This is a genomic window from Agromyces sp. NPDC127015 (genome assembly GCF_042725165.1).
In the GTDB taxonomy this organism is placed as follows: Bacteria; Actinomycetota; Actinomycetes; order Actinomycetales; family Microbacteriaceae; genus Agromyces; species Agromyces chromiiresistens.
This window is the reverse complement of sequence record NZ_JBHXDI010000001.1, coordinates 933,522-950,550: the sequence shown is the minus strand read 5'-3', so window position 1 is coordinate 950,550 and position 17,029 is coordinate 933,522. Positions and strand designations below refer to the sequence as shown.

Annotated in this window: 18 protein-coding genes; 9 read left to right on the top strand and 9 right to left on the bottom strand. The window is 71.4% G+C overall.

The window, feature by feature from the left end; genetic code table 11:
• Position 1 precedes the first annotated feature (1 nt).
• From uxaC to ACFWGP_RS04440, 5 genes are all read left to right on the top strand, one after another.
• Positions 2 to 1,393: a glucuronate isomerase gene (uxaC, locus tag ACFWGP_RS04460; RefSeq protein ID WP_275505784.1), complete on the top strand. Its 1,392-nt coding sequence runs from the start codon at positions 2 to 4 to the stop codon at positions 1,391 to 1,393.
• Positions 1,390 to 2,832, top strand: coding sequence for a mannitol dehydrogenase family protein (locus tag ACFWGP_RS04455; protein ID WP_376930201.1), 1,443 nt, complete (start codon positions 1,390 to 1,392; stop codon positions 2,830 to 2,832). Before uxaC ends, ACFWGP_RS04455 begins: the two co-directional genes overlap by 4 nt.
• A gap of 2 nt (positions 2,833 to 2,834) precedes the next feature.
• A complete protein-coding gene (gene manD, locus ACFWGP_RS04450; protein WP_275505914.1) occupies positions 2,835 to 4,073 on the top strand; it encodes a D-mannonate dehydratase ManD in 1,239 nt (412 codons plus the stop codon).
• Positions 4,074 to 4,078: 5 nt separating this feature from the next.
• Positions 4,079 to 4,672: a gluconokinase gene (locus tag ACFWGP_RS04445; protein WP_275505915.1), complete on the top strand. Its 594-nt coding sequence runs from the start codon at positions 4,079 to 4,081 to the stop codon at positions 4,670 to 4,672.
• 100 nt (positions 4,673 to 4,772) lie between these two features.
• Positions 4,773 to 4,970 carry an SDR family NAD(P)-dependent oxidoreductase gene (locus ACFWGP_RS04440; protein WP_275505785.1) on the top strand — a complete coding sequence of 66 codons (198 nt, stop codon included), beginning with the start codon at positions 4,773 to 4,775 and terminating at the stop codon, positions 4,968 to 4,970.
• Between the two features lie 8 nt (positions 4,971 to 4,978).
• Here ACFWGP_RS04440 and ACFWGP_RS04435 read toward each other — a convergent pair whose 3' ends face one another.
• Both ACFWGP_RS04435 and ACFWGP_RS04430 read right to left on the bottom strand, forming a co-directional pair.
• Positions 4,979 to 5,503, bottom strand: a complete 525-nt coding sequence (locus ACFWGP_RS04435) for a hypothetical protein (RefSeq protein ID WP_275505786.1) — start codon at positions 5,501 to 5,503, stop codon at positions 4,979 to 4,981.
• Between the two features lie 136 nt (positions 5,504 to 5,639).
• Positions 5,640 to 6,416 (bottom strand): metal-dependent hydrolase, encoded by a 777-nt coding sequence (locus ACFWGP_RS04430; RefSeq protein ID WP_275505916.1) that lies wholly within the window; start codon positions 6,414 to 6,416, stop codon positions 5,640 to 5,642.
• Between the two features lie 135 nt (positions 6,417 to 6,551).
• On the opposite strand from ACFWGP_RS04430, the gene ACFWGP_RS04425 reads away from it, so the two are divergent.
• Together ACFWGP_RS04425 and ACFWGP_RS04420 are read left to right on the top strand one after the other, a co-directional pair.
• On the top strand, positions 6,552 to 7,049 hold the full coding sequence (locus ACFWGP_RS04425; RefSeq protein ID WP_275505787.1) for a glutathione peroxidase: 498 nt from the start codon (positions 6,552 to 6,554) through the stop codon (positions 7,047 to 7,049).
• A gap of 92 nt (positions 7,050 to 7,141) precedes the next feature.
• Positions 7,142 to 7,645, top strand: a complete 504-nt coding sequence (locus ACFWGP_RS04420; RefSeq protein WP_275505788.1) for a hypothetical protein — start codon at positions 7,142 to 7,144, stop codon at positions 7,643 to 7,645.
• A 27-nt stretch (positions 7,646 to 7,672) separates the two neighbouring features.
• Here the strand turns inward: ACFWGP_RS04420 and ACFWGP_RS04415 are convergent, their stop codons facing one another.
• The 6 genes from ACFWGP_RS04415 to ACFWGP_RS04390 all read right to left on the bottom strand — a co-directional run bounded on the left by ACFWGP_RS04415 (position 7,673) and on the right by ACFWGP_RS04390 (position 13,833).
• The gene (locus ACFWGP_RS04415; RefSeq protein WP_275505789.1) at positions 7,673 to 9,121 is read right to left on the bottom strand and encodes a dihydrolipoamide acetyltransferase family protein; all 1,449 of its coding nucleotides are present in this window, start codon (positions 9,119 to 9,121) and stop codon (positions 7,673 to 7,675) included.
• Positions 9,118 to 10,137, bottom strand: a complete 1,020-nt coding sequence (locus tag ACFWGP_RS04410) for an alpha-ketoacid dehydrogenase subunit beta (protein ID WP_376930200.1) — start codon at positions 10,135 to 10,137, stop codon at positions 9,118 to 9,120. The genes ACFWGP_RS04415 and ACFWGP_RS04410 overlap by 4 nt, the downstream gene beginning before the upstream one ends.
• Positions 10,134 to 11,255, bottom strand: coding sequence for a pyruvate dehydrogenase (acetyl-transferring) E1 component subunit alpha (gene pdhA / locus ACFWGP_RS04405; RefSeq protein ID WP_376930199.1), 1,122 nt, complete (start codon positions 11,253 to 11,255; stop codon positions 10,134 to 10,136). The genes ACFWGP_RS04410 and pdhA overlap by 4 nt, the downstream gene beginning before the upstream one ends.
• 108 nt (positions 11,256 to 11,363) lie before the next feature.
• Positions 11,364 to 11,858 carry an Lrp/AsnC family transcriptional regulator gene (locus ACFWGP_RS04400; RefSeq protein ID WP_275505792.1) on the bottom strand — a complete coding sequence of 165 codons (495 nt, stop codon included), beginning with the start codon at positions 11,856 to 11,858 and terminating at the stop codon, positions 11,364 to 11,366.
• A 14-nt stretch (positions 11,859 to 11,872) separates the two neighbouring features.
• Positions 11,873 to 12,676 (bottom strand): oxygenase MpaB family protein, encoded by an 804-nt coding sequence (locus ACFWGP_RS04395; protein ID WP_376930198.1) that lies wholly within the window; start codon positions 12,674 to 12,676, stop codon positions 11,873 to 11,875.
• Positions 12,676 to 13,833, bottom strand: a complete 1,158-nt coding sequence (locus ACFWGP_RS04390; protein WP_275505793.1) for a hypothetical protein — start codon at positions 13,831 to 13,833, stop codon at positions 12,676 to 12,678. The genes ACFWGP_RS04395 and ACFWGP_RS04390 overlap by 1 nt, the downstream gene beginning before the upstream one ends.
• Positions 13,834 to 13,913: 80 nt before the next feature.
• Here ACFWGP_RS04390 and ACFWGP_RS04385 point away from each other — a divergent pair, with 80 nt between their 5' ends.
• Positions 13,914 to 15,083, top strand: coding sequence for a glycoside hydrolase family 3 N-terminal domain-containing protein (locus ACFWGP_RS04385; protein WP_376930197.1), 1,170 nt, complete (start codon positions 13,914 to 13,916; stop codon positions 15,081 to 15,083).
• A 125-nt stretch (positions 15,084 to 15,208) separates the two neighbouring features.
• A complete protein-coding gene (locus ACFWGP_RS04380; protein ID WP_231430999.1) occupies positions 15,209 to 15,772 on the top strand; it encodes a YceI family protein in 564 nt (187 codons plus the stop codon).
• 107 nt (positions 15,773 to 15,879) lie between these two features.
• On the opposite strand, the gene ACFWGP_RS04375 is transcribed toward ACFWGP_RS04380, so the two are convergent.
• On the bottom strand, positions 15,880 to 17,004 hold the full coding sequence (locus tag ACFWGP_RS04375) for a winged helix DNA-binding domain-containing protein (RefSeq protein WP_376930196.1): 1,125 nt from the start codon (positions 17,002 to 17,004) through the stop codon (positions 15,880 to 15,882).
• Between the last annotated feature and the right edge of the window lie 25 nt (positions 17,005 to 17,029).

The window sequence follows — 17,029 nt, the reverse complement described above, 5'->3', positions numbered from 1 at the left end:
CATGCCGCTCCGAGATCCCGCACGGCTGCTGCCGGCCGACCCCTCGACCAGGTCGATTGCCCTCGACCTTCACGCGAGAGTGGCGGACAGCCCCATCATCTCGCCGCACGGGCACGTTGCGCCGTCGCTGCTCCTGCGCGACGAGCCGTACAGCGACCCGGTGGCGCTGCTGGTCACTGGGGACCACTACGTGACCCGCCTCCTGCACGCCGCCGGGGTCGACCTCGCCGAACTGGTCGTGGACGAGGCGGCCGGGCGAGATGCGCGCACGGTGTGGCGAACGCTCGCGGCGCACTGGCACCGGTTCGCGGGCACCGCGTCGGGGTACTGGATCGAGGAGGAACTCGACGGGGTCTTCGGCATCAGGACACCGCTCGGGACCGAAACCGCGGACACGATCTACGAGGAGATCGCCGCCGCCCTCGTACGTCCGGAGTTCCGGCCGCGCGCGCTCTTCAAGCGGTTCGGCATCGAGTTCCTCGCGACCACCGACGATCCGCTCGATGACTTGTCCGAACATGCTTTGCTTGCTGCATCGGACCTTCCCGGGCGAGTGGTGCCCACCTTCCGACCGGACCGGTACCTCGATCCCGACACGATCGGATTCACGGGCAACGTCGAGCGACTGCTCGCCGCGACCGGCCGGCCCGCTGACTTCGCCGGATACCTTGACGCGCTCGAGGATCGTCGCGCGCACTTCATCCGGCATGGCGCGGTCTCGACCGACAATGGCGTCGAGGAGTTGCTCACGGTCGACCTCGACCCGGGTGAGGGGGAGCGACTCTTCCAGGCCGCGCTCGCCGGCACGGCGGATGCGGGGGAGCGGCGGGCGTTCCGTGGGCACATGCTCGTGCAGATGGCGCGCATGAGCGTCGATGACGGGCTCGTCATGACGATCCACCCGGGGGTGCTGCGCAACCACTCCACGGCCACGCACGCCGGGTTCGGGCCCGACACCGGACACGACATCCCTGTCGCGACCGAGTTCACCCGCGGCATCCGTCCGCTGCTCGAGCGATACGGCCTCGAGCGCGACTTCCACCTCGTGCTGTTCGCGGTCGACGAGACCACCTACTCGCGCGAACTCGCGCCGCTCGCGGGGTTCTACCCGAGCGTGTACCTCGGCGCACCGTGGTGGTTCCTCGACGCGCCTGACGCGATCGCCCGCCATCGGTCCGCCGTGACCGAGACCGCCGGCTTCTACCGGTCGAGCGGCTTCATCGACGACACGCGCGCGTTCCTGTCGATCCCGGCCCGGCACGACACGGCCCGCCGCGTCGACGCCGGGTTCCTCGCGCGGCTCGTCGTCGAGGGCAGAGTGCGAATGGATGCCGCGGAGCGCATCATCGACGACCTGGTCGACGCCATTCCCCGAGAGGTCTTCAAGCTGTGACCGCCACAACCGATGTCCGCCTGTCGCGCGCCGCGGCTGGGCTCCCGACTCCGCCGGCGCGGATCGTGCACCTCGGTCTCGGCGCCTTCCACCGCGCGCACCAGGCCTGGTACACCGCTCACGCGGCCGATGCCGACGACTGGGGGATCGTCGCGTTCACCGGTCGCAGCCGAGACCTGGCCGACCGGCTCACCCCGCAGGATGGCCTGTTCACCCTCGTCGAGCGGACCGCCGATGGCGACCGAGTCGAGCTCATCCCGTCGATCGTGCGCGTCGAAGCGGGCGACGACGTGCCCGCGTTCGTCGCGGCCGTCGCCGACCCAAAGGTCGCGATCCTGACGCTCACGATCACCGAGGCCGGCTACCGGCTCGCCGCCGACGGCACTCCGGACCTCGAGGATGCGGCCGTGGCTTCCGATGTTGACCTGCTTCGAAGCGCGCTCACGGGCGACGCGCCTGGCTGTGCGACGGACGCCGCCCGGCCTGCGACCGCGCTCGGTCGGGTTCTGCTGGCGCTCGATGCCAGGCGTCGCGCCGGCGGAGGCCCGATCGCGCTCGTGCCCTGCGACAACCTCCCCGACAACGGTGGGCTCCTGCGACGCGCGCTGGCCGACCTCGCCGAGCGAACATCGCCCGACCTCCCCGCCTGGTTGAGGGCGTCGGTCTCAGTCGTCTCGACCTCGATCGATCGCATCACGCCGGCGATCGACGCCGAAGCCGAGTCGCACGCCGTCCTCGAGGCCACCGGATGGCTCGACGCCGCGCCGGTCGTCACCGAGCCGTTCTCCGACTGGGTGCTGGAGGGCGACTTCCCTTCCGGCCGCCCTGTTTGGGAATTCGCGGGCGCCACGTTCGTCGACGAGATCACCCCGTGGGAGAACCGAAAGCTCTGGATGCTGAACGGCGCCCACACCGTGCTCGCAACGTTCGGTCAGACTCGCGGCCACACCGTCGTGAGTGAGGCGATCGACGACCCGGTGTGCAAGGTTCTCGTCGAGGGGCTCTGGGATGACGACGCGCGACAGCTGCCAGGGTTCGACCTCGCCGACTACCGGGGCGCACTCGTCGAACGCTTCCGCAATCCGCGCATAGAGCACCGCCTCGCGCAGATCGCTCAGGACTCGACCACCAAGGCGCGCCTGCGTATCGTGCCGGTCGCGCTGGGCGAACGCGCGGCCGGCCGTGAGGCGCCCGGGTGCGCCGCCGCGATCGCCGCGTGGATGCTCGGCGTTCGAGCCGGCACAGCCCCGACGCCCGAGGGCATCGACCCGGCCGTGGTGGCCGAACTCGACGTATCCACGCGGCGCGCCCTCCTCGCCACGTTGGATCCACGCCTCGCGGCTGACGCCGGCTTCGCCGAACGTGTCGCCGAAGCGGTCACCGCGCTCGACATCCTGAACACATCCCGCTCACCCACGATCCACGGAGCAACACCATGAGCATGATCATCGACCAGGCTGAAGTCATCGTCACCAGCCCTGACCGCAACTTCGTCACCCTCAAGATCACGACGGACGACGGGCACACCGGCCTCGGCGACGCGACCCTCAACGGGCGCGAACTCGCCGTCGTCGCCTATCTGCAGGAGCACGTCGTGCCGCTGCTCGTCGGCAGCGACGCGAGCCGCATCGAGGACACCTGGCAGTTCCTGTACCGCTCGGCCTACTGGCGTCGCGGGCCGGTCACGATGGCCGCGATCGCCGCCGTCGACATGGCGCTCTGGGACATCAAGGGCAAGGCCGCAGACATGCCCGTCTACCAACTCCTCGGTGGTGCGTCCCGCAACGGGCTCATGGCCTACGGGCACGCTTCGGGCAAGGAACTGCCCGAGCTGTTCGACTCGATCCGGGCGCACCAGGAGCAGGGGTATCGAGCGATCCGCGTGCAGACCGGCGTGCCCACGCTGAAGGCGATCTACGGCATCGCGGCGCAGGGCGCCGATGTCGGCGACGCGACGGTGCGCTACGACCACGAGCCTGCGCGGCGCCGTGCCAAGCCCGTCGAGGAGGACTGGGACACCCGCGCCTACCTCAACCACCTGCCCGGCGTCTTCGAGGCGGTCCGCAATGAGTTCGGACCGGATCTGCCGTTGCTGCACGACGGGCACCACCGGATGACCCCCATCCAGGCTGCACGACTCGGCAAGGATCTCGAGCCCTACGACCTGTTCTGGCTCGAGGACTGCACCCCGGCCGAGAACCAGGAGGCGCTGCGCCTCGTGCGCCGGCACACCACGACGCCACTCGCGATCGGCGAGATCTTCAACACCGTCTGGGACTTCAAGGACATCATCCGCGACCAGCTCGTCGACTATGTCCGCGGGGCCGTCACGCACATGGGCGGCATCTCGCCGCTCAAGAAGACGCTCGACTACGCGGCGATGTACCAGATCAAGTCGGGCATGCACGGGCCGACCGACATCAGCCCGGTCGGCATGGCCGCAGCCATGCACCTCGGGCTGTCGATCCACAACTTCGGCATCCAGGAGTACATGAAGCACGGGGCGAAGACCGACCGCGTCTTCGAGCAGTCCTTCACCTGGACCGACGGATACCTGCATCCCGGCGACAAGCCCGGACTCGGGGTCGAGCTGAACGTCGACGAGGCGGGCACGTACCCGTACGAGCAGGCCTACCTCCCGTACAACCGGCTCCTCGACGGAACGGTCCACGACTGGTGACCGATATGCCGAATCGAATCTCGGCGACCGGTCCGGAAGCGGTTGCCCCTGCGACACCCCCAGCGATCGTCGTGATGGGGGTCGCCGGCGCCGGCAAGTCGACCCTCGCTGTCGCCCTTGCTGACCGGATCGACGGGGTGTTCATCGAGGCCGATGATCTGCACTCGCCAGAGGCGAAGGCGCAGATGGCTGCCGGGATCCCACTCACCGATGAGGACCGATGGCCCTGGCTCGCCCGCGTGGCAGCTCGAGCGCGGGACGAGCACGCCGAGGGACACCCGATCGTGGTCTCATGCTCTGCGCTCAAGCGGAGGTATCGTGACTTCCTCATCCGGGTCAGCGAGACGAACCTCGCGTTTGTGCACGTGCACGGCACCGAGGCAGAGCTCACCGAACGAATCGCGCGGCGAACCGGTCATTTCATGCCCGCGTCGATGCTCGCCTCGCAACTCGAGGCGCTCGAGCCGCTCGCGGCGGACGAGCGCGGCTTCATCGTGGCGCACCGCCTTCCGGTGACGGAAGCCGTCGAGGTCGCCCTCCGCGATCTGGCTGCGGCAGGTGTCAGCGGCACGCTTCCCTCAAAGAGGAACGAAGCATGAACGAGAGGCTCGACCGCGTGCACGGGTTCGGGGCATGCCGCTCTGATGACCGGAGCAAGCTCCGGGATCAGGGCCGAGCTCGCCGTGCAGTTCGCTCCAAGTGCTCGTCGACAACGCCGGGATCGGCGCCGATGCTGACGTCATCGAAACCGAACCGGACCGTCTCGACGAACTGCTGCGGCTGAAGGTGCTCGCACTCACCGGACTCTCTCGCCCCTACGCCGCCGACATGGTGATGAACGGCGGTGAAGCCATCGTCAACCTTTCGAGCGTTGCTGCGACGGTCCCCACTCCGTAAATGGCCGTCTATTCCGCTAGCAAGAGGTAGGTCTCCAGCCTTACCCAGGCGTCGACGTCGAACTCACCGGAACCGGTGTCCGCGCGATCGCCGTGATGCCCGGCCGCAGCGCGTGTGCGTGGCGACCCGATGAACCTCGCCGGTTCGCGTGTCGATTCCGTCGCGACGCATGCGACTGGCTGGGGCGAATCGTCGTCGATTATTCTCCAACCGTGAAGCAGCCCCGAGTCCGCTTGATCCACCGGGGCGACCCGGCGCGAACCGTCTACACCCTCTCCGGCGCCGTCTTCGTGGTCGGGCTCGCGCTGGTCCTCGTCGAGATCATCGTCTTCGGCGTGATCCTCGGCGCGCCCGACTGGGTGTATCCGCCCCTGTGGGCGACCCTCGTCGCGTGGATCGGTGGCACGCTCGTGATGTGCGTGATGATGATCGTCGAGGTGATCGCACGGATGCGCGGCAAGCCCGCCACCTTCGGGATCGCCACGCTCGGAGGGCGCAGCATCGGCGACGTGCGAGCGGATCGAGCGGATCACGAGTCGTACTCCACGCAGCGCGAAGGCCGAGAGGTTTCCGGCCGGCTCCGGCGCCGCCGGTCGCGTTCCGGCCGGCTCCGGCGCCGCCGGGTAGTCCCGCCGTCGTCCTTCGGGCCTCGGGCGGACTCGACCAGGGTCACGCCCCGAGTTCGACGCCGATCGCGCGCAGCACCTCAGCGGCGACCGCGACCGTGCAATAGAGCGCCAGCAGCCCGCCGAGGGCCTTCTCGCGCCACGACCCGGTGTCACCGAGCAAAGGCAGCGCGACGAACCCGTTCGGCAGCCAGACGCGGTTCACGAGCGGCACGGCACGCACGAAGGACGGCGGCCGCGGCATCCACGGCCAGAGAAGACCGGGCAGGCCGCCCGTCGTGAGCGCATCGCCGGCGAGGTGGGCGACGAACCCGAGCGCGACCGCGAGCGGGAACCAGACGAGTCCGCCCGGCGCCACGACGATGAGCACGAGTGCGAGCGCGAGACCCGCGATCCATGCTGTGAACCACGAATCGACGAAGTCGCGCGCCTTGACGCCGAAGCACGTGAGCGCGGCGACGCCTGCGGCGACGCCGATCGAGAGCGGACCCACTCCGTCGACCTCCACGGTCGCGAAGGTGAGCGCCCACGCCGCGCCCGTGACCACGAATGCGCCAAGGAGTGAGTGAGCCCCGTGCCGGTGCCCGCCGGAGACGGCCTCGACGGTGCGGGCGGTCAACCGGCCGAGCACCGGCACCGACTGCGCGATGGTCGCGCTGTGATGATCGGCGTCGGGGAGGAGGGCCGCTCCGGCGCAGACCAGTGAGCCTGCGAGCACGGCGACCGGGTCGAGCGGAAGGGCACCGCTCGAGAGGTACGGCACGGTGCCGGTCACGGCGATCCAGGCGGCCGCTCCGCTCACCGCATGACTGACCCCCATCATCGCCGGCCGCCGTCGGAGGAGGCATGGACGGCGATCGGGGCGCGGTGCATCGGGTCGGATCCTTCCGGTAGGGCGTTGCGATCGTAGCGGCACCCGCCCACACCGAGCGCGCGGCGGCGTAGGCTCGAAGGCGTGCAGATCCGAGACATCCCGCTCACGACCATCGACGGCGAGCCCGCCTCGCTCGCCGACCACGCCGACGAGGTCGTCATGGTGGTGAACGTCGCGTCGCGCTGCGGGCTCACCCCGCAGTACGAGAAGCTCGAAGCCCTGCAGCGCGAGTACGAAGACCAGGGCTTCACCGTCATCGGCTTCCCGTGCAACCAGTTCGCCGGGCAGGAGCCCGGCGAGGCCGACGACATCAAGGAGTTCTGCTCGATGACGTACGGCGTGAGCTTCCCGCTCATGGAGAAGACCAAGGTCAACGGCCGTCACCGTCACCCGCTCTACGAGGAGCTGACGAAGGTGCAGGATGCCCGCGGCAAGGCCGGCCGCGTGAAGTGGAACTTCGAGAAGTTCGTCATCCTCCCCGATGGCGAGGTGCACCGCTTCCGGCCGACCACCGAGCCCGACGACCCGGCGATCATCGCCACGATCGAACGCGGCCTCGCCAGGCGGCGCGCCGCCTGAGGCATCCGCCCGCGCCCGGCGCGGTTCCTTGACCCCCCGACAGGGGCGGCCCAGAATTGGGGGGTCGATCAGAACGTAGGAGCGGAGTCCGAATGTCAGACGCGTACGCCCGTCCGAGCCACGACGACCAGCCGACGGTGCCCGATTTCGCACCGGCACCCGAGTCGACCGACGACACCGTTGCGATGCCGCCCGCCCCGTCGAACGACGTCCGTCCCTGGGGCCGCGACCTGCGATTCATGCTCGTCGTGCTCGTCGCGATCGTCGTGCTGTTCATCGCGTTCGCGTTCGTCGTCGCCTTCGGCCCGTCGGCCGGTGCGATCAGCGCGCTCGCGATCGTCGCGGCGCCGATCGCGACCATGGTGGCCGCCTACTACGGCATCTCGCTCGCGCTGCGCCAGGTGCGCGACGCGCGCGACGCGGCCGAGTCGGCCGACGCGCGCGCCCGCGCCGCAGAGACGAGCGCCCGCGAGTCCGACGCCTGGGCGGCGCAGATGGAGTCGGGCCTCCGGGTGTCGGTCGCCAAGCTGCGCGCCGCGGGTGTCGACACCCGCGACGTCGAGCGCGCCGCGGGCACGCCCGACGAGTTCTTCTGATCGGCCGATCGACGGGGCCCGCCCGCCTCAGAGCTCGGCGAGCACTGAGATCGGGTGCTCGATGCAGCGCGCCACGAACGTCAGGAACGCCGCGGCCTCGGCGCCGTCGCACACCCGATGGTCGAACGACAGCGTGAGTTCCGTCACCGTCCGCACGGCCAGCGCGCCGTCGACCACCCAGGGGCGCTCCACGAGGCGCCCGATGCCGAGCATCGCCGCCTCGGGGTGGTTGATGATCGCAGCCGAACCGTCGACCCCGAGGGTGCCGTAGTTGTTCAGCGTGAACGTTCCCCCCGTGAGGGCGTTCGGGGCGAACGCGCCCGTCGTCGCCGCCTCGGTCTGCACGCCGATCGCGTCGCGCAGTTCGCGCAGGGTCATGCGCTCGGCGTCGTGCACGACGGGCACCATCAGCCCACGTGGCGTCTGCGCGGCGAGTCCGAGGTTGACGGCGCCGTGCAGCACGAGCTCGCCGCGTTCGGCATCGTAGCTCGAGTTGAGCCGGGGGTGACGGCGCAGCCCGGCCACCACGAAGCGCGCGACGAGGGCCGTGGTGCCGAAGCGTTCACCGGTCGCCTCGTTCAGGTGACGCCGGGCCTCGACGAGCGCGGTCGCGTCGACGTCCATCCAGACGGTCGCCTCGGGGATCTCGCGGCGGGAGCGCGAGAAGTGCGAGGCGGCGGCCCGCGCGACGCGGTCGAGCGGCAGCCGCTCGTCGCCGGCCGCCATGGTGGGGGCGGGGGCGGGGGCGGCGTCGGGTGCGGATGCCCCGACGCGAGTCGGCGCAGTGTCGGCTCCGGGGCGTTGCGCCTGCTGCTCGCCGATGTACGCCTCGACGTCGCGCCGCATGACGAGGTGGTCGGGGCCAGTGCCGGTCAGCCGGCCCGCGTCGAACCCGTGCTGACGTGCGAGACGGCGCACGATGGGGGAGACGACGGGGGAGCGTCGCGCGGGGTCGAGCATCGTCGGCGCGTTCGCACCGGCGCCGGTCGAGGCTCCGCCGCCAGCGCCGCCGCTGCGGCGACGGCCGAATCGTGCGGGCGCGGAGGCCGCGCGCTTGGTCGCGCCGCTCGTGCGGGTCCCGTAGCCGATCAGCACGGCGCCCGATGCCTCGGTCGCGACGTCGGTCGGGGCGGCGACGCCCGGTTCGGCGGCCACCGGAACCGCACCCGGCGAAGCGACGTCGGCCGCCGAGGCCGCCGTGGTCGAGTCGTCCCCGGCGGTCGCCGCGGTCGCGGCGGTCGCGGCACCGAGCGTCAGCAGCACCGCGCCGGCGTGCAACGTCTCGCCGACCTCGCCGCCGAGCGACTCGACGACGCCGGCGAAGGGCGTCGGCAGCTGCACGACCGACTTCGCCGACTCGAGTTCGACGACGGGCTGGTCGATCGCTACCTCGTCGCCGGGCGCGACGAGCCAGGCGACGATCTCGGCTTCGGTGAGGCCCTCGCCCAGGTCGGGCAGGATGAACTCGCGGGTCATGCGTCCCACTCCCAGGTGTCGAGTGCTGCGAGCACGCGGTCGGCCGTCGGCAGGTGGTGCTCCTCGAGCTTCGGCGACGGGTACGGGATGTCGAAACCCGCGATGCGCAGGATCGGCGCCGCGAGATGGTGGAAGTTGCGCTCGGTCACCCGGGCTGCGACCTCCGCTCCGTAGCCGCCGAACTGGGCGGCCTCGTGGATGACGGCGGCGCGCGACGTCTTGCGCACCGACGCGCCGACCGTCTCGTCGTCGAAGGGGGAGAGGCTCCGCAGGTCGACGACCTCGATCGAGAGCCCTTCGTCGATCGCCGCGTCGGCGGCCTCGAGCGCGGTGCGGACGGTCGGCCCGTAAGCGAGGAGCGTGACGTCGTTGCCCTCGCGCACGACGACGGCACGATCCATGGGCGCCGTCGTCACCGGCAGTGCGAGCGGGGCCCTCGCCCAGTACCGGCTCTTCGGTTCCATGAACACCACGGGGTCGTCGCTGTCGATCGCCTCGCGCAGCATCGAGTAGGCGTCGGCGGGGTTCGAGGGCATGACGACCGTGAGGCCCGGTGTCGACGCCCAGTACGACTCGGAGGAGTCGGAGTGGTGCTCGACGCCGCCGATCGCGCCGGCGCACGGGATCCGCACGACCATCGGCAGCGTGACGCGGCCCTTGGTGCGGTTGCGCATCTTGGCGACGTGCGAGACCATCTGCTCGAACGCGGGGTAGCTGAACGCGTCGAACTGCATCTCGACGACCGGGCGCAGGCCGTACATCGCCATGCCGACGGCGGTGCCGATGATGCCCGACTCGGCGAGCGGCGAGTCCCAGATGCGGTCTTCGCCGAACTGCGCCTGCAGGCCGTCGGTCACCCGGAACACGCCGCCGAGCGGGCCGACGTCCTCGCCGTAGACGACGACGCGGTCGTCGGCGGCCATCGCGTCGCGCAGTGCGGCGCCCAGCGCCCCCGCCATCGTCAGTTCGGTCGGGGATGCCTCGGCGCGGGCGCCTGCGGTCGCGGTGGCGGTCATCGACCGGCCTCCTGCCCGGCCTCGGCGAGCTCGGCCTCGAGGAAGGCGCGCTGCTCGGCGAGGGCGGCACGCGGCCGCGAGTAGACGTGATCGAACAGCTCGAGCGGGTCGAGCTCGGCCTCGACGGTCATGACCTCGCGCGTCGCGGCCGCGAGCTCTTCGGCGGCGTCCGTGATGTCGGCGCGCAGGCTCTCGGTGAGGGCGCCCTCGGAGACCAGGTACTTCTCGAGCCGCTCGATCGGGTCGCGCCGCTTCCAGTGCTCGACCTCGCGCGAGGAGCGGTAGCGGGTCGGGTCGTCGGAGTTCGTGTGCGATTCGATGCGGTACGTGACGCCCTCGACGAGCGTCGGGCCGCCGCCGGCCCTCGCCCGTTCGACCGCGGCCGTGGTGACCGCGTACATCGCGGCCACGTCGTTGCCGTCGACGTGGAACCCGGGCATGCCGTAGCCGACGGCCTTGTCGGCGAGGGTCGCCGCGCGCGTCTGGCGCGCGAGCGGCACGCTGATGGCGTACTGGTTGTTCTGCACGACGAAGACGGTCGGGGTCTGCCAGACCGCGGCGAAGTTGAAGGCCTCGTGCGTGTCGCCCTCGCTCGTCGCGCCGTCGCCGATGAAGGTGAGCGCGACGATCGGGTCGTGGCGAAGTCGGGCGGCGTGCGCGAGCCCGACCGCGTGCAGCGCCTGGGTCGCGAGCGGCGTCGCCTGCGCGGCCGTGCGGTACGCATGCTGGTCGTAGCCGTTGTGCCAGTCGCCCCGGAACGACTGCAGGATCTCGCCGGGCGCGATGCCGCGAGTGAGGAGCGCGATGCTGTCGCGATAGGTCGGGAAGAGCCAGTCGACGGCGTCGAGGGACGCGACGGCGCCGATCTCGCAACCCTCCTGGCCGAACGCCGAGGGATAGGTCGCGAGCCGACCCTGCTTGGTGAGTGCCGTGACCTGCACGTCGAAGCGTCGTGCGACGACCATCTTTCGGTAGAGGTCGAGGAGGGTCTCGACGTCGGGCAGCGAGAACCCGCCGGTGGACTCGCCGGACACCGCGTGGCCGGCGTTGTCGAGGAGCCGGAGCGGCTTCTCGGCGGGAAGGGTGCGCGTCGGGAGGTGCTCGACATTGAGGCTCATGTGCCCATCGTGCGACATGCTCGCCCGCGGCGGCGGGCGTGTCACGCAAGCGTGAACGAACGGCTTGCGACGATCCGAATGCGTGCCGATCGTCCGCGACCAATGCGGTCAGGTGCGCCAGATGTCCAGGGTCTGCGCGGGTGGTCGCCCGTCGATCTCCTCGAGGATGAGATGGCTGCGCGTCGACACGACACCGGGCATGTCGTGGATGTCGCGCAGGATCGCCTGGCTCAGCTGCTCGTGATCAGGCGCGCTCACCGTGAGGATGATGTCGATGTCGCCCGAGACCGCCTGCACCTTCTCGACGAAGGGGAGCGTCGCGAGCTTCGCCGCGATCTCCTCCCAGGACACCTCGCCGATGCGCACGACGACGAGCGCCGAGATGTGGAGCCCGATCGAGCGGCGGTCGATCTGCGCCCCGAAGCCCGTGATGACGCCGCGCTGCTGCAGCTGCTGCAGGCGGTTATGGGCGGCCGTGCGCGAGATGTGCACGCGGTCGGCGAGCGTGCGCACGGAGAGCCGTCCGTCGCGGCTGAGTTCGGCCACGATTCGGCGATCGATGCTGTCGAGCGCATCGTTGCGGTGCGGTGCCTGCGGGGTCATCGTCGTCCTCTGCCTCACCGCCCAGCGTACCGGTTCGCGCGGCTCGCGCGCGTGAGCGAGGCCCGCATCGGGGCGTGCCTGATGCTCGCCGGCAGGTGGGGCCAGGCGATCGCGACGGCGCGCAGCCAGGCGTGGCTCACGCGCTCGGCGCGCGGCGTCCAGCGGAAGCCGTACGCGTCTCGCACCGAGGGCGGCAGCAGCGCCGCGGTGATCAGCCTGACGAACGGCAGGAGGAACCGCGAGCCGGGTGGCAGCGCCGGCGAAGCGGTGAGGAGGGTGCGTGCGATGCGGCGTGCCTCGTCACCGACCTCGACCGTCGCCAGGCGGCCGCTCCACCAGGCATCGAACCCGGCCCGGGTGGAGGGCCATCCCGCGCGGCCGGCCTGCAGGCCGATGCCGAGTTCGCCGTAGCCTCGCACCACGACGTCGGCGACGTGCGGGTCGAGCGGACCCCAGAGACGTTCCTGGAGGGTGAGGGCCGTCGCGAGGATCGTCGACGCCACCCAGCGCTGGGCATCGGCGTCGAAGGCGCTGTAGGCGGGGGATTCCGCGCCCCCGCCGTTGCGCACGGGGCCATGGCGTCGGTTCACCCGCCGCACGGCCTCGCGCACGATCGCGTCGTCGCCGAACCCGATCGCGTAGACGTAGTCGAGCGTGCCGAACAGCCGGTCGAGCGGCCGATGCGCGAAGTCGCTGTGCCGTGCCACGCCGTGCGCCACACGATCGTCGGCGAGCTGCAGCAGGATGGCCGCGCCGCCGCCGAGGAGGAGCACACCCTCGGCGGCATGTCGGCGGAAGAGGAGGTCGTCGGAATCCATCAATACCAATTGAACTGCTCGGAGTGCGCCCACGCACCGCACGGGGCGCCGTAGCGGCCCGAGATGTACGACAGGCCCCATTCGATCTGCGTCGCGGCGTTGGTGCGCCAGTCGGCGCCGGCGGCGGCCATCTTGCTGCCGGGCAGCGACTGCGGGATCCCGTACGCTCCGCTCGACGCGTTGTACGCATCGGCCCGCCAGCTCGACTCGCGCGTCCACAGCAGCACGAGGCACTCGAACTGGGCGGAGCCCCATCCGAAGCGACCGACGGCGCCCGCGGCGTACGCCTTGGCCGCATCGGGGTCGACGACCATGCCCGGCGGCGGAGCATCGCCGCCCGAGCCGCCGCCGGAGTCGGCGGCGTTCTCGGCCGCCTCGGCCGCCGCGCGTTCGCGGGCCTCGGCTTCGAGACGCGCCTGCTCGCCGATGCGGTACCGGCGTTCGAGCTCGACCGAGCGGTCGCGCAGGCTCGCGAGCTGCGCGTAGAGCGTGTCGAGCGCCTGCCGCTGTTCGGCGACGCGCGCTTCGGCCGCCTCATGAGCGGCGCGCGCCTGATCGGCCGCGGTCTCCGCCGCCGCCGCGAGACGCCCGCGTTCGCGCTCGGCGACATCCGCCTGCGCACTGACCGAGGCCGACTCGGCCTGGGCGGCATCGGCTCGCGCGGCGAGTCCCGCTGCGAGGTCGCTGAGCTGCGCGCCGCGACTCAGTCCGTCCAGGAGATCTCCGACATCACCGCCGTCGCCCGCCTCGACGAAGAGCCGGAGTGCGACATCGGCGCCCCCGGTGCGCGCGAGCACCGAACTCAGATGGGCGAACCGTGCGGTGGCCTCGTCGGCCGTCCCGGCCGCCGCGTCCGCGTCGGATCGGAGTTGCCGGGCCCGAGCGGCGGCCGCGCGGTGCTCGGCTTCCGCCGTCGCGGCGGTCGCGGCGGCCTCCACGGCGACGTCGCCGAGCCGGCCGGCCTCCTGCTCGAGACCGTCGACGATGGCCGTGATGCGATCCGCCTCGGCCGCCCTGGCCGCGACGCTCTGCTTCGCCGCCTCGACCTCGTCCCAGCTGGGATAGTCTTCAGCCGCAGCGGGCGACGCCGTCGCTCCGATGGCCGCGACGAGGATCAGCGCGGTCGCGGCGTGCACGATCAGGCGTCTGCGGCGCATCGACTCACCCCTCCCGAGGCCGCGAGTCTACCCACGCCCCCGCTCGGCGCCCGATCAGACACGCAGCGTACACTCGCCGGGTGCGTTCCCCCCGCCTTCTCCCGCCCGCCGTGCTCGCCGTCGCAGCGGCGCTCCTCGTCGGGTGCGCACCCGCGAGCGCGCCCACGCGAGCGACGACCGGCCCCGAGGGATCCGCGACGCCGACGGCCATGGCCACGCCGACGGCCGACGCCTCCGAGGACTGGGTCTCCGACCGGGTCTCGACGATGACCGCGGCCGAGAAGGCGGCCGCACTCCTGATGCTGCACGCACCCGGCACCGATCCTGGACCGCTGCGCACCTACCTCGACCAGGGGGTGTCGGGAGTCATCCTCATGGGCGACAACATCGCGGGCGACGCGGCGTCGCTGCGCGCACTGACCGGTGCGCTCACGGTCGATCCCGCGCTCCCGCCGCTCATCGCCGTCGACGAGGAGGGCGGCGAGGTGCAGCGTCTCGACTGGGACACGGCGGCGAGTGCCGGCACCCTCCGCGCTGCACCGCCGTCCGACACGACCGCGGCGTTCGCGGCTCGCGCGCAGAGCGTCGACGCGGGCGGGGCGAACGTCAACTTCGGCGTCATCGCCGACGTCACGGACGACCCCGACTCGTTCATCGCCGGACGAGTGCTCGGCACCGACCCGCAAGCGGCGGCCGATCGCGTCGCGGCGGCCGTCCGAGGCGAGCGCGGCGTCGTCGCCACGACGCTCAAGCACTTCCCCGGGCACGGTGCCGCGCCCGGCGACTCGCACTCGAGCGTTCCGAGCGCGCCGCTCGACCTCGCCGCGTGGCGTGCCGGCCCGGCGCTCCCGTTCACCGCCGGGATCGACGCGGGGGCGGAGCTCGTGATGACGGGACACCTCGCGTATCCCGCCATCGACCCGGCGCCGGCGTCGCTCTCGCCCGCGTGGCACCGCATCCTCCGCGACGAGCTCGGGTTCGACGGCGTCGTGGTGACCGACGACATGCTGATGCTGCAGCACAACGGGCTCCCCGAGTACGCCGACCCCGGGGAGAACGCGGTGCGCGCCGTGGCGGCCGGTGCCGACCTGCTGCTCTACGTGCTTCCCGCCGATCCCTCCGAGTTCGGCATCTCGGTCGACGGGCTCGTCGGGGCGATCACGGACGCCGTGGCGTCCGGGCGCATCTCCGAGGCGCGGCTCGACGACGCCGTGACGCGCGTGCTCGCCCTGCGGCGCGAATTGAGCTGAATGTCGAGCGGGTCGGGAGTCCGCGAAGAAAGTTCCCCGGTTCCGGGAATAGATCCGGCAGATCCATGCGTTTGCATACGTGAGGCCGATCGGCCCCGAGATATCGAACTGGAGAACAGCGACCTATGACGACCACCGCCCCGACGATCGAGATCCCCGGCTATCGCGCTGGCACCTGGAAGATCGACACCGCCCACAGCGAGGTCGGCTTCCAGATCCGCCACCTCATGATCAGCAAGGTCAAGGGCAAGTTCGAGCGCTTCGACGCGACCTTCGTGACCGCGGAGAACCCGCTCGAGTCGTCCGTGACCGCCTCGGCCGAGGTCGCGTCGGTGTCGACGAACGAGCCCAACCGCGACGCCCACCTGCGCACCGGCGACTTCTTCGAGGCCGAGACCTACCCGACGATCGACTTCGTCTCGACCGGGGTGCGCGTCGAGAAGGGCGACTTCAAGGTCGACGGCGACCTCACGATCCGCGGCATCACGAAGCCCGTCACGTTCGACTTCGAGTTCGGCGGCTTCGGCGGCGACCCCTACGGCAACTACAAGGGCGGCGCGTCGGCGAAGGCCGTCATCAACCGCGAGGACTTCGGCCTCCTGTACAACACCGCCCTCGAGACCGGCGGCGTGCTGCTCGGCGACCAGGTCACCATCACGCTCGAGCTGCAGGCGGACTTCCAGCAGTAGTTCGCGCGGCGCGATCGACAGGGTCGGATGCCTCGGGCGTCCGACCCTTCGTCGTTCCGGCGGCGCCATGGGGACGCGTCCCCGCGCGAGTGTGCGGCGCCGTGCCGTCAGGCGGTCGGCCCCACCTCGGTCGGCTCCACCTCGACCCCGGCGAGCCGGGCCGACCAGAACGCCGCCCAGCGATCGAGGGCGGGCCGGAACCCGTCGAGCTCGCACCCCGCCAGGAAGGGTGCGAGCGTCACGGTGGTGCCGGCACGCCGCTCGGGGGAGCGGCGCCACGTGCCCACTACTTCGCCGTCGCGCACCAGGATCGGCAGGAACAGGCCGTTCTTGCCCGGCACGACGCGCAGCGCGTCGTCGGGGGAGCAGAAGGCGGAGCGATCGCCATAGCCGAGGAAGTACTCGTCGAACGGCGCGAGCACGTGATGCCCCGACGCGGAACCGCCCGTGCTCGGCGCGTCGGCTGCGACGAATCGCTCGTCGTCCCATGCGGTGACCGCGCCGCCCGCCAGATCGACCGCGGCGCGAGCCTGCGTGAGCGTGAGCCCGGTCCACCAGGCGAAGTCGCGAGCCGAGACGGGACCGTGCCCCCGGGCGTACCCCGCGAACAGCCGGGCGAGCGCCTCGTCGTCGCCGAGGTCGGACGCGCCCGCTGGCGACCACTCGTCGAGGAGCACGAAGCGCTGTCGCGCACGCGTCTCGATCGGGCCGTTGCACAGGAGCCCTTCGCTCGCGAGCAGCCAGATCAGGTGATAGCCGCGCTGGCCCGTCGTCGAGACACCGGCAGCGCTCCAGGCGGCCTGCAGTTCGTCGCGGGTCGCGGAGCGCCCGCCCTCGAGCAGCGCGACCGCGATGCCCCGGACGGTGGCGAGCACCTGCTCGTCGATGCCCTCGTCGCGCTCCATCTTCGCCGAGCGCATGCGGACCCGGGGCGACGCGAGCCGGAGGATCGGACGCAGCATCACCGGGTCGACGAAGTGCAGCGTGCCGCGCATCGGCCACGACCTGAGCAGCAGCCGGCCCTCGATCGCGGCGTCGATCGACGCCTCGCTCGAGTCGCGGACGCGCGCGCCGAGCACCCACTTCGCTGCGGCGAGGTCTTGCGCCTGCACGCAGACGAGCCGCTCGATCGCGTCGGCGGGGGAGCCGAACGGGGTCACGAGCCCCTGCGCCCGGAGCCGGGCCGCGCGCAGCGCCTCGACCGCGGAATCGTGCGAGGCATCCGTCGTCATGCTGCGAGTCTGCCCGACGCTGCCG